Source organism: Leifsonia sp. 563, assembly GCF_040545055.1.
GTDB lineage: Bacteria > Actinomycetota > Actinomycetes > Actinomycetales > Microbacteriaceae > Leifsonia.
Genome location: NZ_JBEPLE010000002.1, coordinates 124,347 through 147,949, shown reverse-complemented (window position 1 = coordinate 147,949; position 23,603 = coordinate 124,347). Strand labels below are relative to the sequence as shown.

General features: G+C 69.2%; 23 protein-coding genes and 1 tRNA gene. 9 read left to right on the top strand and 15 right to left on the bottom strand.

Going from position 1 to position 23,603, the window contains the following annotated elements; translation table 11 throughout:
- Window positions 1-19 precede the first annotated feature (19 nt).
- Window positions 20-1,063, top strand: coding sequence for a Gfo/Idh/MocA family protein (locus ABIC47_RS07730; RefSeq protein ID WP_354479037.1), 1,044 nt, complete (start codon window positions 20-22; stop codon window positions 1,061-1,063).
- Window positions 1,060-1,887 carry a YqaJ viral recombinase family protein gene (locus tag ABIC47_RS07725; protein ID WP_354479034.1) on the top strand — a complete coding sequence of 276 codons (828 nt, stop codon included), beginning with the start codon at window positions 1,060-1,062 and terminating at the stop codon, window positions 1,885-1,887. The genes ABIC47_RS07730 and ABIC47_RS07725 overlap by 4 nt, the downstream gene beginning before the upstream one ends.
- Here ABIC47_RS07725 and ABIC47_RS07720 read toward each other — a convergent pair.
- Window positions 1,773-2,537, bottom strand: coding sequence for a DUF998 domain-containing protein (locus tag ABIC47_RS07720; protein ID WP_081630377.1), 765 nt, complete (start codon window positions 2,535-2,537; stop codon window positions 1,773-1,775). The two genes, ABIC47_RS07725 and ABIC47_RS07720, sit on opposite strands and share 115 nt — an antisense overlap.
- A gap of 220 nt (window positions 2,538-2,757) precedes the next feature.
- On the opposite strand from ABIC47_RS07720, the gene ABIC47_RS07715 reads away from it, so the two are divergent.
- Window positions 2,758-3,726, top strand: a complete 969-nt coding sequence (locus ABIC47_RS07715; RefSeq protein WP_018189755.1) for an NADP-dependent oxidoreductase — start codon at window positions 2,758-2,760, stop codon at window positions 3,724-3,726.
- A 1-nt stretch (window position 3,727) separates the two neighbouring features.
- Here ABIC47_RS07715 and ABIC47_RS07710 read toward each other — a convergent pair whose 3' ends face one another.
- The 9 genes from ABIC47_RS07710 to ABIC47_RS07670 all read right to left on the bottom strand — a co-directional run bounded on the left by ABIC47_RS07710 (window position 3,728) and on the right by ABIC47_RS07670 (window position 11,372).
- The gene (locus ABIC47_RS07710) at window positions 3,728-4,273 is read right to left on the bottom strand and encodes a GNAT family N-acetyltransferase (protein ID WP_354479030.1); all 546 of its coding nucleotides are present in this window, start codon (window positions 4,271-4,273) and stop codon (window positions 3,728-3,730) included.
- 106 nt (window positions 4,274-4,379) lie between these two features.
- The gene (locus tag ABIC47_RS07705; protein ID WP_354479027.1) at window positions 4,380-6,374 is read right to left on the bottom strand and encodes a S53 family peptidase; all 1,995 of its coding nucleotides are present in this window, start codon (window positions 6,372-6,374) and stop codon (window positions 4,380-4,382) included.
- A 239-nt stretch (window positions 6,375-6,613) separates the two neighbouring features.
- The gene (gene rplA / locus ABIC47_RS07700) at window positions 6,614-7,303 is read right to left on the bottom strand and encodes a 50S ribosomal protein L1 (RefSeq protein ID WP_354479024.1); all 690 of its coding nucleotides are present in this window, start codon (window positions 7,301-7,303) and stop codon (window positions 6,614-6,616) included.
- 73 nt (window positions 7,304-7,376) lie between these two features.
- Window positions 7,377-7,808, bottom strand: a complete 432-nt coding sequence (gene rplK / locus ABIC47_RS07695) for a 50S ribosomal protein L11 (RefSeq protein WP_018189751.1) — start codon at window positions 7,806-7,808, stop codon at window positions 7,377-7,379.
- Window positions 7,809-7,927: 119 nt separating this feature from the next.
- Window positions 7,928-8,851, bottom strand: coding sequence for a transcription termination/antitermination protein NusG (gene nusG, locus ABIC47_RS07690; protein WP_020075653.1), 924 nt, complete (start codon window positions 8,849-8,851; stop codon window positions 7,928-7,930).
- 53 nt (window positions 8,852-8,904) lie between these two features.
- Entirely contained in the window at window positions 8,905-9,177 is a 273-nt protein-coding gene (gene secE / locus ABIC47_RS07685) for a preprotein translocase subunit SecE (RefSeq protein WP_018189749.1), read from the bottom strand.
- A gap of 42 nt (window positions 9,178-9,219) precedes the next feature.
- Window positions 9,220-9,292: transfer RNA gene (locus ABIC47_RS07680), tRNA-Trp, on the bottom strand.
- A 200-nt stretch (window positions 9,293-9,492) separates the two neighbouring features.
- On the bottom strand, window positions 9,493-10,167 hold the full coding sequence (locus tag ABIC47_RS07675; protein WP_018189748.1) for a LuxR C-terminal-related transcriptional regulator: 675 nt from the start codon (window positions 10,165-10,167) through the stop codon (window positions 9,493-9,495).
- On the bottom strand, window positions 10,164-11,372 hold the full coding sequence (locus ABIC47_RS07670; RefSeq protein ID WP_354479018.1) for a sensor histidine kinase: 1,209 nt from the start codon (window positions 11,370-11,372) through the stop codon (window positions 10,164-10,166). The genes ABIC47_RS07675 and ABIC47_RS07670 overlap by 4 nt, the downstream gene beginning before the upstream one ends.
- Before the next feature lie 114 nt (window positions 11,373-11,486).
- Between ABIC47_RS07670 and ABIC47_RS07665 the strand changes: the two genes are divergently transcribed.
- From ABIC47_RS07665 to ABIC47_RS07655, 3 genes are all read left to right on the top strand, one after another.
- A complete protein-coding gene (locus tag ABIC47_RS07665; RefSeq protein WP_354479015.1) occupies window positions 11,487-12,773 on the top strand; it encodes a PspC domain-containing protein in 1,287 nt (428 codons plus the stop codon).
- Between the two features lie 47 nt (window positions 12,774-12,820).
- Window positions 12,821-13,198: a hypothetical protein gene (locus ABIC47_RS07660; protein WP_354479012.1), complete on the top strand. Its 378-nt coding sequence runs from the start codon at window positions 12,821-12,823 to the stop codon at window positions 13,196-13,198.
- 92 nt (window positions 13,199-13,290) lie between these two features.
- The gene (locus tag ABIC47_RS07655) at window positions 13,291-15,381 is read left to right on the top strand and encodes a RecQ family ATP-dependent DNA helicase (protein WP_354479009.1); all 2,091 of its coding nucleotides are present in this window, start codon (window positions 13,291-13,293) and stop codon (window positions 15,379-15,381) included.
- Window positions 15,382-15,464: 83 nt separating this feature from the next.
- Here ABIC47_RS07655 and ABIC47_RS07650 read toward each other — a convergent pair whose 3' ends face one another.
- The 5 genes from ABIC47_RS07650 to ABIC47_RS07630 all read right to left on the bottom strand — a co-directional run bounded on the left by ABIC47_RS07650 (window position 15,465) and on the right by ABIC47_RS07630 (window position 19,715).
- On the bottom strand, window positions 15,465-16,298 hold the full coding sequence (locus ABIC47_RS07650) for a hypothetical protein (RefSeq protein ID WP_354479007.1): 834 nt from the start codon (window positions 16,296-16,298) through the stop codon (window positions 15,465-15,467).
- A gap of 182 nt (window positions 16,299-16,480) precedes the next feature.
- Window positions 16,481-17,620 carry a UDP-N-acetylmuramate dehydrogenase gene (locus ABIC47_RS07645; RefSeq protein WP_354479004.1) on the bottom strand — a complete coding sequence of 380 codons (1,140 nt, stop codon included), beginning with the start codon at window positions 17,618-17,620 and terminating at the stop codon, window positions 16,481-16,483.
- A complete protein-coding gene (locus ABIC47_RS07640; RefSeq protein WP_354479001.1) occupies window positions 17,617-18,042 on the bottom strand; it encodes a MaoC family dehydratase in 426 nt (141 codons plus the stop codon). The genes ABIC47_RS07645 and ABIC47_RS07640 overlap by 4 nt, the downstream gene beginning before the upstream one ends.
- Window positions 18,042-18,488, bottom strand: a complete 447-nt coding sequence (locus ABIC47_RS07635) for a MaoC family dehydratase N-terminal domain-containing protein (protein ID WP_354478998.1) — start codon at window positions 18,486-18,488, stop codon at window positions 18,042-18,044. The genes ABIC47_RS07640 and ABIC47_RS07635 overlap by 1 nt, the downstream gene beginning before the upstream one ends.
- Window positions 18,489-19,340: 852 nt before the next feature.
- The gene (locus tag ABIC47_RS07630; protein ID WP_354478995.1) at window positions 19,341-19,715 is read right to left on the bottom strand and encodes a hypothetical protein; all 375 of its coding nucleotides are present in this window, start codon (window positions 19,713-19,715) and stop codon (window positions 19,341-19,343) included.
- Window positions 19,716-21,235: 1,520 nt separating this feature from the next.
- On the opposite strand from ABIC47_RS07630, the gene ABIC47_RS07625 reads away from it, so the two are divergent.
- The 3 genes from ABIC47_RS07625 (at window position 21,236) to ABIC47_RS07615 (ending at window position 23,522) form a co-directional block, all read left to right on the top strand.
- Window positions 21,236-21,661: a hypothetical protein gene (locus ABIC47_RS07625; RefSeq protein ID WP_354478992.1), complete on the top strand. Its 426-nt coding sequence runs from the start codon at window positions 21,236-21,238 to the stop codon at window positions 21,659-21,661.
- Window positions 21,662-21,819: 158 nt separating this feature from the next.
- The gene (locus tag ABIC47_RS07620) at window positions 21,820-22,650 is read left to right on the top strand and encodes an ABC transporter ATP-binding protein (RefSeq protein ID WP_020075664.1); all 831 of its coding nucleotides are present in this window, start codon (window positions 21,820-21,822) and stop codon (window positions 22,648-22,650) included.
- A gap of 11 nt (window positions 22,651-22,661) precedes the next feature.
- On the top strand, window positions 22,662-23,522 hold the full coding sequence (locus ABIC47_RS07615; protein ID WP_354478989.1) for an ABC transporter permease: 861 nt from the start codon (window positions 22,662-22,664) through the stop codon (window positions 23,520-23,522).
- Window positions 23,523-23,603 lie beyond the last annotated feature (81 nt).

The following is a 23,603-nucleotide window of genomic DNA, read 5'->3' as shown; positions in this document are numbered from 1 at the left end:
GAGACGAGGAGACCTGCCCATGACCGACGTGCTGTCCACGCTCCCGCAGCCGCGCCATCCCGACCCCACCGACGCCCCGCCGCTGCGGTGGGGCGTGCTCGGTCCCGGCGTGATCGCCGCCGACTTCACCGACGCACTCCATCGGCACACCCGTCAGCGGGTGGTGGCGGCGGGGTCGCGCTCGGCGGAGCGGGCGCAGGCGTTCGCCGACGCACACGGGGTGGAGCGCGCGTACGGCTCCTACGAGCAGCTCGTCGGCGACCCGGAGGTCGACGTCGTGTACGTCGCGACCCCGCACAGCGAACACCTCGAGCACTCCCTGCTCGCGATCGCGGCGGGCAAGAACGTCCTCATCGAGAAGCCGATGGCGGTCTCCGCCGACCAGGCCAGGCGGATCGTCACGGCCGCACGCGAGGCGGGCGTCTTCGCGATGGAGGCGATGTGGACGCGCTACCTGCCGCAGACGGACATCGTGCGTCAGCTGCTGGAAGACGGGGCGCTCGGAGACATCCGTGTCGTCACGGCGGACTTCGGAGGTCGGGCGCCGTTCGATCCGTCGAGTCGGCTGTGGAATCCCGCCCTCGCGGGCGGAGCGCTGCTCGACCTCGGTGTCTACACGGTGTCGTGGGCCTCGTTCGCGCTCGGCGCGCCCGCCGGGATCATCGCGGCCGGGACCCTCGCCGAGACGGGCGTGGACGAGCAGGCAGCACTGGTGCTGTCGTCCGCGAGCGGCGGGCAGGCTCTCCTGAGCACCACCCTGCTGGCGGGAACGCCCTCGCTCGCGACGATCAGCGGGAGCGACGGCCGCGTGGAGACGGACAGCCCGTTCTGGGGGCCGAGCGGCCTGCGCGTGTTCCGCGGTGACGGGACACTCGCCGCGCACTGGCGCGACCCGTACGGCCGGCCGCACCGCGACGGCATGTCCTACGAGGCCGCGGCCCTCGCCCGTTTCGTCGCCGAGGGGCGGACGGAGTCGCCGCTCCACCCGCTCGCGGAGGCGGTCGACACGCTGGCGACGATCGACGAAGCACGCAGGCAACTCGGGGCGACGCGCGTGGAGTGACGGCGAGCGTCGGCGCGACGCGGCACAATGGAGAGGTGCTCGACTCCGCTCCGTACCGCACCGCCGACCTCTACCGGCCGGGCGTCCTCGCGGATCTGAGCCCGGCGCGGCCCGCTCCCGTCCCGGTGGTGCCGGCCGTACCCGGTCAGACCGGGCACCTGGCGCGCGTCGTGGCGCGGTCGAGCGACCGCGTGAGCTGGCTGCGGGCGCGCAGCCGCGGCATCACCGCCACCGATGTCGCCAAGCTGTCGAGCCAGCGCTCCATCCGCGCGGCCGCCTACGACAAGCTGCACGGCACAGGGTTCAGCGGCAACGTCTTCACGCAGCACGGCCGCTCGCGTGAACCGGAGATCGCCGCCTGGGTGGCGGCGACGCACGGCATCGAGCCGTCCGACCTGCTCTTCCACGCCGAGCGCGACCGCCGGCATCTGGCGACTCCCGACGGCCTGATCGCCCGAACCGGCGGCAAGCTCGAACTCGCTGAGATCAAGACGACGAACAAGCCGTTCCGCAGCATCCCCCGCCCGTATCTCCGTCAGATCTGGTGGCAGCAGTACGTGCTCGGCGCCGAGCGCACCCTCTTCGTCTGGGAGCAGCACGACGGCTTCGTCCCGCTCCGCGACGAGCCGGAGTGCCGTTGGGTCGACCGTGATGATGCCGAGATCGCGAAGCTGGTCGCGCTGGCGGCCGATCTGATCGAGCTGCTGCGTCAGGCGACGTCGGCTGGAGCCCCGGCGACGGTGTCGGTCACCGAGGCCGGCGCCGCCTCGGGCCCGGCCGCATCCACGACTCCGACCGGGATGCGGGTCAGCGCCACCGCGTAGACGGCGATCCACCCGACGGCGACCGTCGTCCCGATCAGTTCGAGCCACGCGCCGACATCGGCGCCGACGCGCACGATGGCGAGCAGCCCTCCGATGATCGTGATCACGGCGACCGCCCCGCAGCTCAGCCGCGACAGGCGGGACAGGCGCGGGAGCTTCCGGCTGAAGCCCACCTGCAGCATGGCGAAGCACGCCGCCGCGAAGCCGATGACGGCGGACACCGTGTGCACCAGATCCTGCACGGTCGACTTCGGGTCGACGATCGGCACCGGGCAGTACGCCGTGCAGGTGACCTGCGACGCGAGGACGAAGCACACAGCGGCGAACCCGAGCGTGACCGCAGGAGCCCAGCGGTCGAGCATTCGTGCGGACGAGCGGATGTGGCCGCTCGCGACGGCGATCGCGAAGCCGCCGCCCGCGATGAGGAGCAGTGCGACAGCGAAGGCGCCGGACGTCGCCGCGCCCTTCGCGCCGAGCTCGCTCACGTACACCGGGTACGGCACGGTCAGCCGTGCGGCCCAGATGATGACGAGGCCGCCGAGGACGCAGAGGGTGCCGATGCCGAGCAGGATGGGGACGGCGCGCTGCCATCCGCGGGCAAGGACCGGGACGGCGAAGGGCTCGCGAGCGATCCGCAGCAGTTGTCGCACCTGTCGCTCCTCGGGTCTGGCCGTCGTGGTCCGCTCCCGCAGGCGTCGTACGCCCCGGGTCGCAGCATCCTAACCGGCGCGACGCTGGGAAACGGCCTGGGGGTATCCGAAACAGACTGTTCACATCTGGTGACCCGACCGTAACACCGGTGAAGCACGCGCAGGATTGACTGAGGGGACGCCGCGCCGACGCAGCGGCAGACCGACGAGGGGATGACGAATGCCGAAGACCATGCGGGCCGCACTTCTGGACGCCGCGGGAGCCCCGGAGGCACTCCGCATCGGGGAGACCGCCTATCCGGATCGTGTGAACGCCGAGTTCCTGGTCAAGGTGGTCGCCTCGAGCGTGAACCCGATCGACGCGAAGACGCGGGCCGGACGCGGGATCTACGACGCCATCCACTCGTTCCCCGCCGTGCTCGGCCACGACTTCAGTGGCGTCGTCGTGGAGTCCCCCTACAGCGCGCACCCCATCCGTCCGGGCGACGAGGTGTTCGGCATGGTCATGGTGCCGCGCCTGGGCGGCAGCTTCGCCGAGTACATCTCCGTGCCGTCGCTGAGCGTCGTGCGCAAGCCGGCGACCCTGAGCCACATCGAGGCGGCCGGCGCCCCTCTGGCCGCTCTGACGGCGTGGGGTCTGGTCGTCGAGGTCGCCAAGGCACACGAGGGCCAGCGGATGCTCATCCACGCGGGCAGCGGAGGCGTCGGTCATTTCGCCGTGCAGTTCGCCTCGTATTTCGGCGCGCACGTCATCGCCACCGCCTCCGGGTCGAACGCGTCGTGGATGCGCTCCCTCGGCGCGGCCGAAGTGATCGACTACACGACCACGCGCTTCGAGGACGTGGTGCACGACGCCGACGTGGTGATCGACCTGGTCGGCAACGTGCACGACGACACCGGCACCCGCTCCCTCTCCGTTCTGCGCCCCGGCGGCCTCATCGTCAACGTGCCGACCGGGAGCTGGCCCACCTTCGCGGAGGACGCCGCCGCCGCCGGAGTGCGCGGCACCGACTACAAGGTCGCGCCGGACGGCAGCACGCTCGCGGTCATCGCCCGCCTGCTGGAGTCGGGGAACGTGCGCGTGCACGTCGACCAGATCTTCGCCCTCGAGCAGATCGCCGAGGCGCATCGTGCCGTCGAGAGCGGCCACACGCGCGGCAAGGTCGTGCTGAAAGTCGCGGAGGGCTGACCTAGCCGACCGGGGTGAGCGGCCTCTCCATCACCCAGTCGTCCTCGTACCGGTCGCCGACCAGGAACCGCTTCGCACCGACGCGCTCGAAGCCGTGCTTGCCGTAGAAGCGCTGGGCGCGGGCGTTCTCCTCGTTGACGCCCAGCCACATCCCCTCGGCTCCCGCTTCGCCGCCGGCCCGCAGGCTCTCGGCCATGAGCCGGCTCGCGACGCCCTCGCCGTGGTGGCCGGGGAGGACGTAGCACTTGCTCAGCTCGGCGGTGGGGTGGATGCGCAGGGAGCCGCGCACGTCGGCGTCGGCCGGTTCGCCCAGGTTGATCATCGTGTAACCGACCGCATTGCCGTCGTCGTCTTCCGCGATGAGCAGGCGACGGGATGCGTCGGCGAGGTACTCCGCGAACCGCTCCTCTGAGAGCACGGTCCGGATGAACGCCGCCTTCGCCTCCTCGGTCGTGTGCGGCGGGCAGGCGAGCGGGAAGGTCGCGGCGGCGACCGCGGCGAGGGCGGCGGCATCTCCGGCGACGGCAGGGCGGATGGTGACAGTCACTCCGTCAGCCTAGCCAGCGGTCGGGCCGGTTTCACACAGCGGACCGGCCGCCTCCGATCGGGCGACGGCCGGTCCGTGGTGCGGTGCGGCCGGAGCCGCAGGGTCGCTAGTGCCGCCCCTGCGCCACCCAGCTGAGCAGGTCGAAGGAGACACCGCCGAGGCCGGTCACCGGGTCGTAGCCCTTGGCCGTCTTCAGCGAGGTGTCCTGATCCATCGACACCAGGTAGGTGTTGCCGCTGATCGCACTCGTGTAGACCAGCGCCTGCGTCGGGTTCTGCGGCAGCACGTCGCGGAACGCGTTCGGCAGGATGCGCTTCACTCCGTACAGCGTCGGGTTCGCGAACCCGATCGTGGACCGCGTCGCCTGCTGCACGATCGCGATCTGCGCCGCGACGATCGGCGAGGCCAGCGACGTTCCGCCGTAGGTCTCGTTGACGTAGTCGCCGGTCTCCAGCGTCGTGTCGTCGATGATCGGACGGATGCCGATCAGGAACCCGGTGTACGGGTCGGCGAGGGCCGCGACGTCCGGCGAGACGCGCTTGCCGTTCGCGAGAGCCGCCGGCACGATCCCGCGCTGGTAGTCCGGCTGCGCGAACACCGCGCTCGTGCCGCCGCCGGCGCCGCCGACGAACCGCGTGCCCGGGAGGGGCTGAGCGTAGCTGAGCGTGCCGTCGGTGTTCTTGACGATCTGGTCGAACTGGTCGCCCCAGCCCGTCTCCCACGCGATCTTGCCGTTCTTATCGATTCCGGTGCTGGTTCCACCGACCGAGGTCACCCACGGGGAGGACGCCGGGAAGTCCGGCGACGGGTAGCCGAGGTTCGCGACCTCGTCGCCGTTGTCACCGCTCGAGAAGTACAGGCCGATGCCCTCGCCCGCCGCCTGGAGCTGCAGGTTGACCTCGCCCTGGATCACGTCAGCCGGAACGGCCTCGCCCACGTTGCCGTAGCTGTTGCTGACGATGTTCGCGAGCTTGTTGTCGAGGATCTTCGACATGGCCACATCGAGGCCGCCGCCGCAGTTGAAGCCGCCGACGTAGAGGATGCGGGCTCCCGGTGCGATCGCGTGCACGGACTCGACGTCGAGCGTCTGCTCGCCCTGCCATCCACTCGGGTACTGGCACAGCTCCTGGTCGACGAACTCGCTCGGGCTCGGCACCAGCTGCTGGTAGCTGCTGTTGGTCAGGCCGGGCTCGCCGTTCTGCTGCGAGTAGCTGTTGACGTCCTTGACGATCGTCGGGCTGGCGTAGGCGTCGATGATCGCGACCGTCTGGCCGGAGCCGTTGATGCCGCGCTTGCCCAGGTCGTTCAGGCCGTACGCACTGCGCAGCTGCTGCGGCGTGTAGCCGCAGTTGTAGGTGCTGTACTGCGTGTTGCCGTTGTACGCGGGCGGGACCGTCCCCGTGTGCTCACCGTAGTAGTGCGAGCACGGCGTCTGGATGACGGGCGCTGCGGCCGCCTTGCGCGCGACCTGCGGTGCGCCGGACGGACCGAGGTCGCCCTGCTTGATCGAGTCGGGACGCGTCAACGTGCGCGACTGCTCGATGCTCACACCCGAGACCTTGCCGCCGATCGAGGTCGGAAGCGACGGCGCCGAAGCCGGGGCCACGAGCTGGCGCCCCGCGTAGTTGAACGCGTGGAGCGACGTGCCGAAGATCGAGCCGAGCTGGTCCGGAGTGCCGCGGAAGACGACGTACTGGCGGCTGGCGGGAACAGCCGAGATGGTGAGGCCCGCCGCCTTCAGGAAGCTGACCACCGCGTCGGAGTCCGCCTGGCTCGGCGCGAAGCGGTCGATCCACTGCTTCGGGCTGAGTGCTTTGCGGTATCCGCGATCGAGGGGGTTCGAGACGGCTTTGGCGAGAGCCTCCGCGCCCGCCTGATCGCGGAGCGGAAGGTAGATCTCACCCTCCACCGTCTCGTCGGCCGGTGCGGCGCCGGCGTCGTTCGCCGCGGTCGCCCAGGAGGGGACGGAACCGGCGTAGGTCACCCGGTCGGCTGCGTTCGCCGCCGATGCCCCCGCCAACGACAAAGCCACCACGGCAGACGTGGTGGCAATGATTCCGAGCGCCCTCTTGTGGAGGGATCCCGTGGTGCGATGTGCCATGAATGTCATCCTTAGCTCGGACGGACTCGACTTCGAGCCGCCGCGCACGGCGCGCGACAGGAGCGACACTAGACCTCATCGTTCTACCACCGCAACGAGGGGTAGACAGTTCTGTCGTGATCGTTGCTGTAGGTGAAGCATCCTCACCCGGGAACAGCATCCCCTCTCCCGGGAAACGACGAAGGGGCCGGGACCGGCAAGCGGTCCCGACCCCGTCGGAGTGTGTTCGCGGAACGACCTCAGATGGCGTTGACGTCCAGCGGGATGCCCGGGCCGAACGTGGTCGACACGGCGCCCTTCTGGATGTAACGGCCCTTCGCGGCGGACGGCTTGAGACGCACGACCTCCTCGAGAGCGGTCGTGATGTTGTCGTTCAGCTGCTCGGCGGTGAAGCCCGCCTTGCCCACGACGAAGTGCACGTTGGCGTGCTTGTCGACGCGGAACTCGATCTTTCCGCCCTTGATGTCGGAGACGGCCTTCGCCACGTCCGGCGTGACCGTTCCGGTCTTCGGGTTCGGCATGAGACCACGCGGGCCGAGCACCTTACCGAGGCGACCGACCTGGCCCATGAGCTCCGGGGTGGAGACGGCCGCGTCGAAGTCGGTGTAGCCGCCGGCCACCTTCTCGATCAGCTCCGCGCCGCCGACCTCGTCCGCACCGGCGGCGATGGCCGCCTCGGCGGCCGGGCCGGTCGCGAACACGATGACGCGGGCGGTCTTGCCCGTACCGTGAGGAAGAATGACGGTACCGCGGACCATCTGGTCCGCCTTGCGCGGGTCGACGCCCAGCTTCAGCGCGACCTCGACGGTCGAGTTGAACTTGGCGGAGGCGGTCTCCTTCGCCAGGGCGACGGCCTCAGCGGGGGTGTAGAACTTTCCGGCCTCGATCTTCTCGGCCGCGGCCCGGTAGGCCTTGGACTTCTGTGCCATGTGATTTCTCCTTACGAGAATGTGGTGCGAGCCTGGCCGGCTCTTCCACGAGATGTCTTGAGTGGGTTGGGGCTTACGCCTCGACCGTGATGCCCATCGAGCGGGCGGTGCCTGCGATGATCTTCGACGCCGCGTCGATGTCGTTGGCGTTGAGGTCGACCATCTTCTGCTCGGCGATCTGGCGCACCTGCTCCTGGGTCAGCTTGCCGACCTTGTTGGTGTGCGGGACGCCCGAGCCCTTGGCGACGCCGGCCGCCTTCTTGATGAGCTCTGCCGCCGGCGGGGTCTTCAGGACGAACGTGAACGAACGGTCCTCATAGACGGTGATCTCGACGGGGATGACGTTGCCGCGCTGCGACTCGGTCGCCGCGTTGTACGCCTTGCAGAACTCCATGATGTTCACGCCGTGCTGACCGAGCGCCGGGCCGATAGGCGGGGCGGGGTTGGCGGCGCCGGCGTTGATCTGAAGCTTGATCAGACCGGTGACCTTCTTCTTCGGTGCCATGTCTCTTCCTTCTTTGTGTATTCGAGCGAGCCGGACCGCGGTCCGCATCGCTCTCCCGGTTTCTCGGCCCTTCCGAGACCCGGTGTTCTGAAAAACAGTGGGGAGGCTCTGAATGTTCCCTAGAGCTTCGTGACCTGGTCGAAGCTGAGCTCGACCGGGGTCTCGCGCTCGAACAGGGAGACGAGGACGGTGAGCTTGCCGCTCTCCGGCTTGATCTCGCTGATGGAGCCGGGGAGGCCCGCGAACGAGCCCTCCTTGATGGTGATGGTCTCGCCGATCTCGAAGTCGACCTCGGCGGGGATGACGCGCGCAGCGGCCTTCTGGCCCTTGGCGGCGCCCTTGGCCGGGGCGGCCTCGACCTGCACGAGGCTCTTCAGCATCGAGAAGGCCTCTTCGAAGCGCAGCGGCGTCGGGTTGTGGGCGTTGCCGACGAACCCGGTGACGCCCGGCGTGTGCCGGACGACCGACCAGCTGTCCTCGTTCAGGTCCATGCGCACCAGCACGTAGCCGGGGATGCGCACGCGGTTGACCATCTTGCGCTGGCCGTTCTTGATCTCGACCACGTCCTCCATGGGGACCTGCACCTCGTAGATGTAGTCCTCCATGTTCATCGAGACCATGCGGTTCTCGATGTTGGACTTCACGCGACGCTCGAAGCCGGCGTACGAGTGGATGACGTACCACTTGCCGAGCTTGGAGCGGAGCTCTGCGCGGAACTCCTCGTACGGGTCGACGGAGGTCTCCTCCTCCTCGTCCTCGACGGCCTCGAGAGCCGCCTCGGCCTCGTCCTCGCTGTCGACCTCCAGCGCCTCGTCGACGGCGCGGTCGGCCTCGGGGTCCACGGCCTCCGCCATGGCGTCGAGCACGGCGTCGAGGTCGATCTCGGTGCCGTCGTCGGCGACGACGTGCAGCGCCTCGTGCTCGGCGGAGTCGGACGCCTCGTCCTCGCTGGCGAGAACGTTGCCGGTCTGCGCCTCGTCGTCCTCGGAGGACTGCTCCGCAGCGGGCGCCCAGTCCACGTCGTCGCGATTCGTCTCAGACACTGAATTCATTCCATTTCTTGTCGGGAGGGCCGGTGCGGCCCGATCGACGTCGTCTACTTCGGGTTTCCGAAGACCCAGACGACACCCATGCCGAACACCCAGTCAAGGAGTGACACGAGAGCCATCATGATCACCACGAACACGAGCACGACGCCGGTGTAGCTGAAGAGCTCCTTGCGGGTCGGCGTGACGACCTTCTTCAGCTCGCCGATGACCTGCCGGATGAACAGGGCGATCCGCGCGAAGGGGTTGCGCCGTGCGGCGCGATCCTTCTTCGCGTTGGCGACGATCTCCTCGCTCGGCTCGTCGATTACCTTTCGGGCCACCTCGTTACACCTTTCGTGGATCGGCACCAGAGTGCCGACTTGCAGGGCGGACAGGAATCGAACCTGCAACCTGCGGTTTTGGAGACCGCTGCTCTGCCAATTGAGCTACCGCCCTAGGGAACCGAATCGCCGACTTCCTGCGCTGGCTGTTCCAGGCTAACCGATCGAACATCCGAACGTGCTGCGGATGCCCGGCCGGAGCGGGGCAGTACTGCCGTCGCTACACCAGAAAAAGGGCGCAAAAAAGCTTGGCAGATTCAACCACCGCGTCAAGTGTACGGGACGCGACAGGTCGGCCGCAAAGCGGTCACCGGACTACAGGAGTTTGCGCTCCAGAGCCCACGCGGTGAGCTCGTGCCGGGAGGAGAGCTGAAGCTTCCGCAGCACCGCGGAGACGTGCGTCTCGACCGTCTTGATCGAGATGAACAGCTCGGCCGCGACCTCTTTGTAGGCGTATCCGCGGGCGATCAAACGCATCACCTCGCGCTCCCGCGCGGACAGCCGGTCCAGCTCGTCGGTCGACTCCGCCTGCTCACCGGAGGCGGCGCCGAAGGCGTCGAGCACGAAGCCGGCGAGGCGGGGCGAGAAGACCGCGTCGCCGCCGGCCACCGCGACGACCGCGTCGCTGACCTGGCCGCCCGAGCTGCCCTTCGTGAGGTAGCCGCGGGCTCCGGCGCGGATGACGCCCACCACATCCTCCGCCGCATCCGACACGCTGAGCGCCAGGAAGCGCGTGGACGGGGTCTCGGCCGCCGTCCTGCGAACGACCTCCGCTCCCCCGCCGCCGGCGCCGCCGGGCAGGTGCACGTCGAGCAGCACGACGTCGGGCCGGGTCTCCAGGACCACCGCGACCGCCGCATCCACATCGGCGGCCTCTCCGACGACGTGCAGGCGGTCGTCGAGGTCTGCGCGGAGCCCGGAACGGAAGATGGAGTGGTCGTCCACGATCACCACGGTGACGGGTCGGCCGGTGGCGGTGCTCTCGGTCATGCGGCCTCGTTCGCGATATCGATGGTCAGCTGGATCTCGGTGCCGGTCTCGCGCGCCGTCACGGTCGCCTGACCGCCGGCACGGCGCATACGGCCGATGATCGATTCTCTGACACCGAGACGCCCTTCGGGAAGCGCCCCGAGGTCGAAGCCCGGTCCGCGGTCGCGGATGAACACATCCACTCGTCCGGACGCGTGCTCGACGTAGACGGAGACGGCGCCTCCCGCGTGACGCGCGGCGTTCAGCATCGCCTCGCGCGCGGCCGCCCCCAGCTCGGAGGGCGCGTTCCTCACCGGCTCGCCGACGGAGACGACGTCGAAGGTGACGGGATGCTCCACCTCCAGGGCGGCCGCGACCTCCCGGAGTTCGGCGGCGAGGTCCCGCTCCTCCGCTCCCGAGGCCGCCGCCCCCTCGGTGAACAGCCACTCGCGCAGCTCGCGCTCCTGGGCGCGGGCGATGCGCCCGACCTCGCTCGACGCTCCTGCACGGTTCTGGATGAGAGCGAGCGTCTGCAGCACGGAGTCGTGCAGGTGCGCCGCCATCTCCGCCCGCTGCTCCTCCTTGATGCGCGCAGTCCGCTCGGTGATCAGCTCCCGCCACAGCCGCAGCCCCCACGGAGCCACCAGCACTGCCGCGCCGGCGAAGGTGGCGATCAGGATGCCGAGCCACAGCACCCCCGAGCCGGAGACGTTCTGCGTGAGGGCGATCGCCAGCGCGACCAGCACGAGGAAGGCGCCGCAGACGATGCGGAAGGCCGCGGGAGAGAGAGGTGCGAAGGCGACCGGCTCCTCGTCCGCCAGCTGCTCCCAGGCGACGGCGAGCACCAGCAGGGCGGCGCAGGCGACCAGCGCCCCGAAACCGGGGCCGAGCGCCCCGCCCGCAGCGAGGACCACGGCCGTGATCCCCGCCGCCGCACCGGCGCCGGCGAGCAGCCAGGGCAGGTTCACCCGGCGGCGCACGCCGTCCGCGGGGTCGAGGCCCGACGGGGCGCGCAACGGCGTGAATGCCCACAGCCAGAGGTACAGCAGGAGCCCGGCTCCGCCCAGGAAGGTGGCGCCCACGAACGCCCAGCGCACGGCAGCGATGGGCCAGCCGAGGTGGTCGGCGAGCGCGACGCTCACCCCGCTCACGGCGCACGTGCGCGGCCGGGCCAACGGGGGCCGCGGCAGGCCGGCGCGCGAGCCGGCGGGCGCTGTGGACGACATAGTCAGATCCAAGCAGACCCCGAGGGGACCCGCACCCGATGGCCGCCCTAATCAGGGTCCGCTCAGGGGTTCACCCGATACCCAGGCGAGAAGCCCGACGCCAGGATGGGGAACATGTCACAGAACGACTCGACTCCCCCGGTGGGGACGCCCGCGAACCCCTACGGCGGTCCGCAGACCGGATTCTCCGGCCGCGGAACACGCTTCTTCGATTGGATGCGCGGCCTCGGCATCGTCCGCGCCGACGGCTGGCTCGGCGGAGTGAGCGCCGGGGTGGCGTACCGCCTGGGCATCGACCCTCTCATCGTGCGCGGCATCATCGTGGTGGCCGGCATCCTCGGCGCACCCGTGCTGCTGCTGTACGCGGCGGCGTGGGCGCTCCTGCCGGACCGCGAAGGCCGCATCCACCTCCAGCAGCTCTTCGAGGGCGACTTCCAGCCGCCGATCGTCGCAATCGGCGTGATGGCGCTGCTCTCGCTGCTGCCGTGGACGAGCGGCGTCTGGTGGGCTGACGGGCCGTTCTGGAACGTTCCGGCCTGGGGCGATGTGATCGGCCGCGTCATCTGGACGCTGGTGGTCATCGGCGCGGTGGTCGCGCTCATCGTCATCGCCGTGCGGAACTCGGACGCCCGGGCGGCGACGCAGGCGACACCGCCGACGCCGGCTGCGGGGTCGAGTGGGTTCGGGACGACGGCCGCGGCCGGTGCCGACACGACGGCGAGCACTTTCACGGCGGACGCGGGCTCCGCGGCCTCGACGGACGCGGCGACGGACGCGGGCACCGCTTCCGCCGGAACCCCGTCCTCGAACGTGCCGGCGGCGAGCGCCGCATCCATTCCGGCACCGCAGCTGGACACCGCCGCCGAGCCGACGGCGCCGCCTGCACCGCGCCTCGGCGCGTCCGCCGACGAGGTCGCCGACTGGCAGCAGCGCCAGGCGCAGTGGCGGGCGGAGCACGCGGCGTGGAAGCAGCGACTGGCCGCGGACATGCGGGCGGTCAAGGCGCAGCGATCGGCCGAGCTCCGGACGCAGGTCGCCACCGCGACGGCCGAGGCGGCTGCGCGCCGGGAGGCCTACCGGGCCGCGAATCCGCGCGTCGGCGCCGCGGTCGGCTGGCTGACCATCGGACTGGCTCTCGTCGCCGGATCGCTGGTGGCCATCGTGTGGCCTCAACTGGCCGACGTCACTCGCTTCACGACGGCCGCCGGACTCGCCGCCGCCACGCTCGTCGTCGGCGTCGTCGTGCTCATCGCCGGGCTGGCGCGGCGTCGCAGCGGATTCCTCATCTTCCTCGGGATCCTGCTGGCCGTGCTCACGACGGCCGCACTGTTCCTCGCGGGTGACAACGTCGCCGGCATCCACCTGACGAGCGTCGGGCTGCCCGCGCTCCTCCAGCACTGATCCAGCGCCGACCCGTGCTGGCCGAGAATCGACCGGGAGAGACGACAATGACCGACCAGAACCCGCAGAACGCATCGCAGGAGGCCTCGACCTCCGAGACGACGCCCCTCACGGGAGCACCGTTCACCGCGCCGACGCCGCCTCCGCCCAGCCCTGTGTACACGGCGCCGATCACCCCAGGCGAAGCACCGGTGCGCTGGGGCGGCGTGGTCTGGGGACTCCTGCTGACGCTCTTCGCCGCTGCCACCCTCTACGTGCTGGCGTCATGGGAACGCGTCCGCGACGTCGCCGACTGGCTCGCGTCGCTCACGCCGGGTTCGGCCTGGGCGCTCGGAGCCGCCGTCATCGGCCTCGTCATCGTCGTCTCCGCCCTGCTCGGCGGCATCCGAGCCTCCCAGCGCAGGCGCGTGCGCGCGCGGATCTGACCGGTTCCGTCCACAGGACGGCTTCGACGCCCGTTCTCCACCGATGTCCTCGGCGGGGAGCGGGCGTCAGGCGTCCCTGACACGATGGCTCCATGACCACTGCAACAGATGCCCTCTCCAGCCTCCGGGCCCTCGTCGGGCGACCGGAAGCCGAGTTCCACGACGGGCAGTTCGAGGCCATCAGCGCTCTGGTCGACGATCATCGACGGGCGCTTGTCGTTCAACGCACGGGCTGGGGCAAATCCGCGGTGTACTTCGTGGCCACTATGCTGCTGCGAGCGCGGGGCGCCGGTCCGACCATCCTGGTCTCGCCCCTGCTGGCGCTCATGCGCGACCAGGTGGCCGCAGCCGAGCGCGCGGGCGTGCGCGCCGTCACCATCAACTCGTCCAACCGTCACGAGTGGGAGGACGTGGCGGCACGGCTCCGCGAAGACTCGGTCGATGTCCTGCTCGTGTCGCCGGAGCGTCTCAACAACCCGGATTTCCGAGACACGCAGCTGCCTGCCCTCGTCGATCGCAGCGGACTGCTGGTCGTGGATGAGGCCCACTGCATCTCGGACTGGGGCCACGACTTCCGGCCCGACTACCGCCGGCTCCGCGACCTGATCGGTCAGCTTCCCGAGGGCGTACCGGTGCTCGCGACCACGGCGACGGCCAACGAGCGCGTCGTGGCTGACGTGGTGGAGCAGCTCGGCGTCGGCCGCGAAGCCGAGGTCGTGACGATCCGCGGGCCACTCGCCCGGCGATCGCTGCGGTTGGGAGTCCTCCCGCTGCCCGACGCCACCGCCCGGCTCGCCTGGCTCGCCGGTCACCTCGGCGACCTGCCCGGCAGCGGCATCGTGTACACCCTGACGGTGTCGGCCGCGGAGGACACCGCGCGGGTGCTCCGCCGCGCCGGCCACGAAGCGCACGCGTACACCGGACAGACGGACACCGCCGAGCGGGAAGACCTGGAGGGCCGGCTCAAGCGCAACGAGGTCAAGGTGCTCGTGGCGACGAGTGCTCTCGGGATGGGCTTCGACAAGCCGGACCTCGGCTTCGTCGTCCACCTGGGGGCGCCGTCGTCTCCCGTCGCCTACTACCAGCAGGTGGGTCGCGCCGGCCGGGCGACCGAGAACGCCGATGTGCTGCTGCTCCCCGGCCCGGAGGACCGCGCCATCTGGCAGTACTTCGCGACCGCTTCCATGCCGTCGCGCGAGAAGGCCGCCGCTGTGCTCGAGGCGCTCGGGTCGGAGCCCCTGTCGACGCGCGTGCTGGAGAGCCGCGTCGATCTCCGGGCGTCCACGCTGGAACTGCTGCTGAAGGTGCTGGATGTCGACGGCGCCGTGAGGCGGGTGAGCGGCGGCTGGGTCTCGACCGGCGCACCCTGGGAGTACGACGAAGAGCGGTACGCCCGCATCGCCGCCGCCCGCGAGGCGGAGCAGCAATCGATGCTCGACTACGAGTCCACGTCCGGGTGCCGGATGGAGTTCCTGCAGCGCGCGCTCGACGACCCGGGTGCCGGCCCCTGCGGCCGCTGCGACAACTGCGCGGGCGTCTGGTACCCGACGGAGGTGGACGGCAGTGCTGCCGGAGAGGTCGGCACCATCCTCGACCGGGTCGGTGTCGAGCTCGAGCCGCGCAAGCTGTGGCCGACGGGCGCTGATCGCCTCGGGGTTGCGGTGAAGGGCAAGATCGGGGTGGACCAGCAGCTCCGGCCCGGTAGGGCGCTCGCCCGGTTGACAGACCTCGGCTGGGGCGGTCGCCTGCGTGAGCTGCTGGCCGACGACGCGGCCGACCAGCCGGTGCCGCCCGCTGTCCTCGACGCGTGCGTGCGGGTACTCGCCGACTGGGACTGGGATGCGCGCCCGGGAGCCGTCGTCGCGATGCCCTCACGCCGGCGACCGGTGCTCATCGAGTCCCTCGCTCGCGGGCTCGCGGGTATCGGCCGCCTTCCGTTCGCCGGGACGCTCGACTGGCGCGGTGGACCGCCGATCGGAGCACCCGGCGGCAACAGCGCTTTCCGGCTGGCGTCCGTGTGGAACCGGTTCTCGGCCGACGGGCTCGATCTGCCCCCCGGCGTCCCCGTCCTCCTCGTGGACGACCTCGTCGACAGTCGCTGGACGATCACGGTCGCCGGTCAAGAGCTCCTGCGTGCGGGAGCAGGGGCAGTTCTCCCGTTCGCGGCCGCAGTGCGTAGCTGAGCTCCGTCATGTCGCACTCCGTGCAAGTGGCAGCGCGGCTGAGGGAGGCGAGCGCCGATCCGGTGCTCGCCTCCCTCAGCCGGTCACATGAAGTCGCCGCCCCCGCCGAAGTCGCCGCCCCCGAAGTCGCCTCCGCCGAAGCCACCCCAGTCGCCGCCACCGCCCCAGTCGCCACCGCCACCGAAGTCGCTGCCACCGGAGGCGTCGCCGCCCCCGTCCCAGCCGGCCGCGTCGACCGAGCCGGCGTCACCGGTGCCTCCGTCGCCGCCCTGGTCGCCGCCGTTCTGGTCGCCGCCCTGGTCGTTCCCGTCCTGGTTGTCGCCGTTCTGGTTGTCGCCGTTCTGGTTGTCGCCGTTCTGGTCGCCTGCGCCGCCGTCGGCCTGGTCGGCGCCGGGCGCCGGAAGGAACGCGCTGACCAGGGCGGAGCCGATCACGTAACCGGCCACGCTTCCGAGCAGGGAGCTGGCGAACATGCTGCCGAAGCCCGCTCCCCCGAAACCGGGACGGCCGGCGCCGCCTGCGCCACCGCCGCCGAGGGCACGCTCGAGGGTGCCCGGCTGACGGAGCTCGGAGCGGGTCGCCGCCTGAGCGAGCGATCGGGGGTCGTCGCCGCGCGGCTGCTCCCCTGCGGGAGCGTTCTCGCTGAGCTGCTGGAACAGCAGCCGCCGCTGGTCGGGCGTCAGCTTCGCGAACGCCTCCTCGTGCACCTGCTCGATCGTCTCGGGCGGGGCGGTGCGGAGCAGGTACCGGTAGCGCTCGACCGCGATCTCATCCTCACTGCGGCCCTGCGGCTGGGCGGGAGCTTGTCCCGGCGCTTGGCCCTGGCCTCCGCCGTACGGCTGGTTGGCGGTGTTCTGCGTCTGCGTGCCGTTCGGGCGCGGTTCCTCGCGTCCGAGCAGGCGGTCCAGGAATCCCATGTCGTCCCCTCCGGTCCTTCCCGGCGCGAACGCGCCGTGTGGGGTTCAGCCTACGGAGCACGGCGTGAGAAAACTCTCAGAGTTGGGTGGGTGTCAGCACAGCGCTGGGTGCGAGACCGCCGGACGCCAGACAGCCGGACGCCACACGACCGGGCGCCAGACCACACGACGCAAGGCCGCCGTCAGAGGCTGAGGCCGACCATGACGGGTTCCGGCTGCAGCACCACACCGAACTCGGATTGCACCCTCGACTGGATGAATGACGCCAGCTGGGCGACGTCGGCCGCCGTCGCGCCACCGCGATTGATGATCGCGAGCGTGTGCTTGGACGAGATGGCGGCGCCCGAGCCGGGCAGGGCGAACCCGCGACGGATGCCGGCGTTCTCGATCAACCACGCGGCACTGAGCTTCACGGTGTACTCGGCTGTCGCGAGGGGCGGAACATCGAGCGGGTGCACGCCGCCGAGCGGGATGTCCATCACCGTGTCGGCCTCCAGCGGCGCCTGCGGCCAGCGCGGGGCGTTGGCGGGAAGGGTGCGGGCGAAGCCCTCTGACACGATCGGGTTGGTGAAGAACGAGCCGGAGCTGACCGAGTCGGGGTCGGCCGGGTCGAGCACCATGCCCTTCGACGACCGCAGGGCGAGCACCGCGCGACGCAGTTCGGCTACGGGCACCCGGGAACCGAGAGGCACGCCCAGGGCGTCCGCGAGCTGGGCATACGCCACCGGCGCGCTCAGCGGCGCACCGATCGCGCCGGGCACTGCGCCGTCTGCGAGCTCCAGGTCGACCGAGAGCACGACGCCGATGCGTCCGCGCTTGAGCACCGAGGTGCGGTATCCCAGGCCCAGCTCCTGTCGAGTGAGGTACACGATCTCGTCCGAGGCATCGTCGAGGAATTCCACCCCGACCAGCGCGGACTCGAGCTCCTGGCCGTACGCACCGATGTTCTGCACGGGCGCGGCGCCTGTTGAGCCAGGGATGCCGCTCAGCGCCTCGATCCCGGACCAGCCGTTGCGCACGGTGAGGGTGACGAGCTCGTCCCACGGCTCGCCGGCCTGCACGCGGAGCCGGATCCGGCCCTCGGGCGCGGCCAGACGCTCGACACCACGGCTGCGGATGTGGATGACGGTCCCATCGAAGCCGTCGTCGCTCGCGACCGTGTTCGAGCCGCCGCCGAGCAGCAGCCAGTCCTCGGCAGTGTCGCGCGCTTCCCGCACCGCATCCACCACGCCGTCGCGGTCGTTGGCGACGACGAGCCGGTGCGGCACGCCGCCGACGCGGATGGTGGTGAGCTCGGCGAGTGCCGGCGTCGAGTCGGTCATGCCAGCCGGACGCGGACCTGCGCCTTGCCGAGCACGGTCTCGCCGCCGAACGTCGTGGTCAGGTCGATGCGGGCGATTCGCGCTTCCGCATCTAGCTGGCCGACCTTGGCGGTCACGGTCACCGTGGCGCCCTCCGCCGGGTCGACCACCACCGGGCGGGTGAACCGGACCTGGTAGTCCGCCACCAGGGCAGGGTCACCGGCCCAGTCGACCACAGGCTGCACGGAGAGGCCCATGGTGAGCATCCCGTGCGCGATGACGCCGGGCAGGCCCACCGAGGTCGCGATGTCGTCCCGGTAGTGGATGGGGTTGAAGTCGCCGGAGGCGCCCGCGTATCGAACGAGCGAGTCACGGGTCAGTTCGACCGTGCGCTCGGCGACCACGTCGCCGACGGTCAGGCTGTCGAAGTCGGGGGTGGCCATTACTCGTCTCCTCGCACGACCAGGGTGGATGTCGCGGTCACCACGTGGGCGCCGTCGGCGTCGACGATGGTCGACTCGGCTGTCACCATCGAGTGCGCGCCGAGCGACTTCACGGAGGTCACCCGGAGGGTCGCGGTCAGCTCGTCGCCCGCGAACACCGGGCGCGAGAACGAGAAGCGCTGGTCGCCGTGGACCACACGGCTGAAGTCGATCCCCGCGTCGGGCTCGGAGAGCAGCTGCGCGAGGGTCGCCTCCTGAACCACGACCGGGAACGTCGGCGGGGCCACGAGGTCGCGGTGTCCCTGCGCGCGCGCAGCGTCGACATCGAAACAGACCGGCGAGGTCGCGAAGACCGCACGAGCGAACTCGCGCACTCTCTCTCGCCCGACGAGGTATGGCCGGGTGGGCGGGAACTCACGCCCCTGAAGCTCTGGGTTCACTGGCACCCGACGATTCTACTGGCGCGTTCCTCGCCGGGTCCCTGGCACCCGCGAACGACAGAAGACCCCGGAGGCGGTGGGGCCTCCGGGGTCTTCGTGCTCGGTGCTAGCGCCTTACTGGCAGCTGTCGCACTGCAGCAGGTCCATGGGGTCGACGGGAACCGAGTAGCCGCCAACGCTGTCGTTTTCGTAGTCCATGATGGCCTCCCCTAGAAGTCTTGGTGATCCGCGTTCCCGCGGTGTTCACCCACTATATAACCCGAATGACACGATTGTCATTCCACTACATGTTGTGTTTTGGGGATTTTTTCTCGCTGCCCCCAGAGTAGGGGCGACCACCGACATTTTCAGTTCGCATCGACCCGGACGCCTAACGCGCCATTGATGACATTTCTCGCGCATGACCTGCAGGAAAACGCTGCTCGCATGCTGGTTGGCACCACTTCGACGCCGATGGGATTGCCTGGTGCCCACACTTGCCTAGGCGTGAGAGTCCTTGAGCGTGTCGGCGTGTCGGCGTGTCGGCCTTTCGGCGCGGTCAATCGGGACGGTGGGCTGTGCTGTCTCCCGGTCGCCAGCCTCGACAACTCGGCACAACGCCCAGAGAAGTCGTCCGACAGGTGACGCGCTCGCTCAGAGGCGCCCGGTTGGGGCGGACCAGACCGAACCTGGCGTCCCACGAGCGCTGACACTCGAACGGGTTGCTTCGCCGATTCCAGCCGAGCATGCGTGTACATATCAAACGGGTCGGAGAACTCCTGATAGCACTCGCCTCACGGATCATTCGGCGCTGCGGGGTTATTGGCACAGTATTTGCGGCCATTCTCCCGTTGCGGCGTGAACGCGGACGAGAGCTGGTCAGCGGCCCACGTAAGCTTCGACGGCTGCCCGATACTTGTCGTCATCCAATACATAGGGGGCCTGGGTTTGAAGGTGATTCGCGAACTCGCCCATCAGGACTGACGGGCGCGCTCTGGGTCTCAATCTCCTCAACTGGCGATCATCCAACAATCGCTTTCCCGCGCGGGTGACGCGGAACCGCCCTTCGTCATCTGCTTCGATCAGCTTGGATCCAAGGAGAATCGCGATTGATTGCTCAAGCTGAACCCGACTCGGGACACCTGCGTTGAGCATGTCCCAGTCGGCAATCACCTCACGCAACACTCGCCAGGGCCCACGACCAGCTGCTAGAAGAAGAATCTCGGGATGCGCCGGTGATTCGCTACTCACCACGGCGTACTAGCTCCCTTGCCAGCTCTCTGTTTCTGGTTGGCATGCTCGTCCACCGTTCTTTTTGGCCGTTGCCAGTCGGGCTGTTCGCCTCGCACAACGACAACCTCCGCGCTGTCGATCCGTCAGCTCGCCGACGGCGAGCCGTTCGGAGTGAGTCCCGAGGCCGCCTCAAGGCCGTCTAGCCGAGGTAGTCCGGCGTCGTGCGTCCACGATGCGGGACAGCGACGGCACGCTGTCGATTCGGGCCCAAGGATCTCCATCCCTGGTGTTCTCGCTGAGTGAGCCAACATCAGCGGTCGGATCGATACTCAGGGCTACCAAGAATAGTCCTCAAGAAGTAGTCGCATGCTGCTTCTTCACTGTCGAAGTGTCTTTCGCCCGTTCGCTGGCCGCGCTCGGAGTAGTACACGTTCCAAGACCGACGCGCGTCCTCAAGAACCAACCGTTCGGACAGGTCGCCTCCATCGAGTGAGTACGCATCAGCTCGGATCCCTTCCGCCACGAGCCGTTGGCTTAGCTCAACTCGATTCATCGGCAAACCGCCTTCAGCAAGCGTCATCGCAACCAACCGTTCTCTATCTGAATGGAAGCGTAGTCATCTGCCGGCGCGCTCCTCCGAACGAAGCCCCCCGATTGGATGAGTCGACGAGGCTCTCCTCAGGTTGCTGCTTCGTCAGATAGAACTCCGACTCCAGCTCCACCACCCAAAGCAAGAGCCCCTGGGTCCTGCCGTTTGGAAGTGGTCAGTTGTGCTGCTTCGACAAGTGGGAGTGTCTCGATGTAGGTCAGCTCGTCGGTGTGCCGAGGGCGTCGCGCAGCCGACGGCCGATGCCCTGCTAGGGCCGGGAACCCAACAGGTGTTCCTTATAGCCGGAAGGGATGCGCCTCCGTCGTCGTGAGTTACGGATCGATTGTCGCCCGCGGCCAAATGGCCGCTAAAAGCTCGGACCGGTCCTCGGAAATTAAAAGGGCTAGCGGATCGGTGGCATCTTCAACCGATACAAGCCGAACTGTCTCCCGTCCTCGCAGCGCTTCGAGCCAGGCGTCTATCTGGCGAGCAAGGACAGTGTCAGCCGACAAACGACGCCGACGGCGCTCGTAGATATTGATCAGTCGGTGAGTGTCAACCGATGGGCAACGGTACGCCGGCAACTCCAGACTTCTTAGTTCGGCTGCCAGGCGCGGAGCGACACGCAAGTCGGAGCGTTCAGCACGCGAAATCAGTTCCTGTCGATCCAGTAGATCTTGTGGTGTCATGGCAGGACACGCGCTCCCGTTACAGTTCCTCTCAGCAACACTTCATACTCCTCGAATGCGTCCGACGATTCAAGAACACGTCAACGAGTCCCGCGCATCGTCGGGATCGTTCGTCACGGCTCGGCTGAGGTATCAACAGCTCCGCACCGGTCTGAGAAGCCTTCGTGCTCAGAGACCACCCCGGCGCCCTGACACGTCGGCACGCGACGGCGTGCGGCACAGCGAGTAACACGCAGGAAATCAACCGCAACTACCCTTGCGCCATGTCCTCGCCGAAACCGAGCGCACCGCGGGAGTGGGGGCGGTTCGCCGACGGCTCCGTCGAGCAGCGGATGCTCCTCGCACTGGGCGCTCACTTCGGGGTCCCCCTGCGGCCCCGGTCGCTCTCCCTCGCCCACGGCGCACGGGTGGAGGTCGAGGGCATGGATCACGATGGCACGATCGTCGTGCAGCTGGTGGCGAATCAGGGTGCCTACAAGCCGTCGTACCGGAACAAGGTGATGGCCGACATGTTCAAGCTCCTCTGGTTGCGCGCGGCCGTGCCCGGGGTCACGCGTGCCGCCGTTGTCGTGAGCGCCCGCACGACCCAGGCTCTCAACGGCTGGGTCGCCGTGGCCGCGGCCGAGCTGGGTGTCGAGGTGTACGTCTTCGACGGGGACGGCGTCGCCCCGCTGGACGGCCAGAGTTAACATCCGCGCAATCTTCGGAGGCCGATTCACGAAACATTGGCTCGGTAGCGTTGTGGAACAACAAGCGGACTCCGCGTGGCAGACATCAACCTCGCTACGCACGCTCTCCGCCATCTGGGAACGGGCCTATGGGTCCGTACACGGCATGGAGGGTGTGGATGGTGACGCCAGCGGTACAGCTGACCTCGGTCGGCAAGGTCTACGGGTACGGATCCTCGGCGATGATCGCGCTGAACGACGTCGATCTGGCCATCGAGCCGGGGCGGTTCGTCAGCCTGATCGGCCCGAGTGGATGCGGCAAGTCGACGCTCCTGCGCATCGTCGCGGGTCTCGAATCCGCTGATCGCGGCGAGGTGCGCGTCCACGATGTGACGCCCAGCGAGGCGGGTGCGGCGAAGCTGATCGGGCTGGTGCCGCAGACCCCGGCACTGCTGCCGTGGCTGTCCGTGCTGAAGAACGTGACGCTGCCGCAGAAGATCAACCCAGGGGCGGCGCGGCGACGGCAGCGCATCGGCGACCTCGCCGACCGCGGCGACCGCACGCAGGCCCCCGACATGCTCGAACTCCTCGATCGTGCCGGGCTGGCGGACGCCGCGCACAAGCTCCCCGCCCAGCTCTCCGGCGGGATGCAGCAGCGTGCGGCGATCGTGCGGGCCTTCGGCCTCCAACCGGATGTGCTCCTCATGGACGAGCCGTTCTCGGCTCTCGACGAGTTCACGCGCGAGAGCCTCCAGGACCAGCTCCTCGACCTCTGGGACGAGCTGAAGACGACGGTCCTGTTCGTGACGCACTCGGTGTCCGAGGCCGTGCGGATGTCGGACACGGTCGTCGTGATGGCGCCCCGCCCTGGCCGGATCGTCGACGTGATCGACATCGATCTGCCGCGGCCCCGCAACCAGAAGCTGTTCGAGGAGCGCCGCTTCCACGAATACGAAGACCTGATCAGAGACCGCCTGCACTCCGCCTGGCGATCCACGGACGCAGCATAGGAGGCCACCGGATGAGCGTCGCAACAGAACGAGCAACCGTACGGCCGCCGCTGCCGGACGGCGTCCCTGCCGAGCCGTCGCGGTTCAGCCTGAAGCATCCCAAGTCCCGGCTGGCGTGGATCCGTCCCGCAGTGTGGCTGCCGCTGGTCGTCATGCTCGCCCTGCTCGCCGGGCTCTGGCAGTGGGGCGCCGCATCCATGCCGTACCTCCTCCCGCCGTTGCAGGCGATCGGGGACTCGCTCGTCGGCAACATCGGCTATTACCTCGGCAACGCCCTGATCACGCTCGGGGAGGCGACGGCCGGCCTGGCGATCGGCTTCGGCGCCGCCTTCGTCGTCGCCGTGCTCATCAGCGAACTCCCGGTGGCGCGGAGAGCCATCATGCCGATCGCGGTCGTGCTCAACGTGACACCGCTCGTCGCGATCGCCCCCGCACTCGTCGTCGCCTTCGGATTCGGCCCGCTGCCCAAGCTGATCATCACGGCCCTGATCTGCTTCTTCCCCATCCTCATCAATACCGCCGTCGGCCTCCGCTCGGTGCCCCAGCAGGTGATGCAGGTCTACAAGACCATGGACGCGTCGCGGCTGGAGATGCTCATCCACCTGCGCATCCCCAACGCGCTCCCGTACATCTTCGCGGCCCTGCGCATCGTCTTCCCGCTCTCGATCATCGGCGCCGTCGTCGCAGAACTCTCCGCGTCCGGGTCGACAGGCGGCCTGGGGACGGCCATCAGTGTCGCGTCGTCGATGAACCAACTCGCTGTGGTCTATGCGGCGATCTTCGTCCTCGCCGTGATGGGCGTCCTCCTGCTCGCCTTCATCACCCTGATCGAGCGCCGCGTCCTGCACTGGCACGAGAGCTCCACCGACTGAGCGAGGGCCACCAGCCCCACCTCGCGTTCCCCCCACCTGTCGCCGACCGGCGACCAGGCCCACCCCTGCCTCAGCGCACCC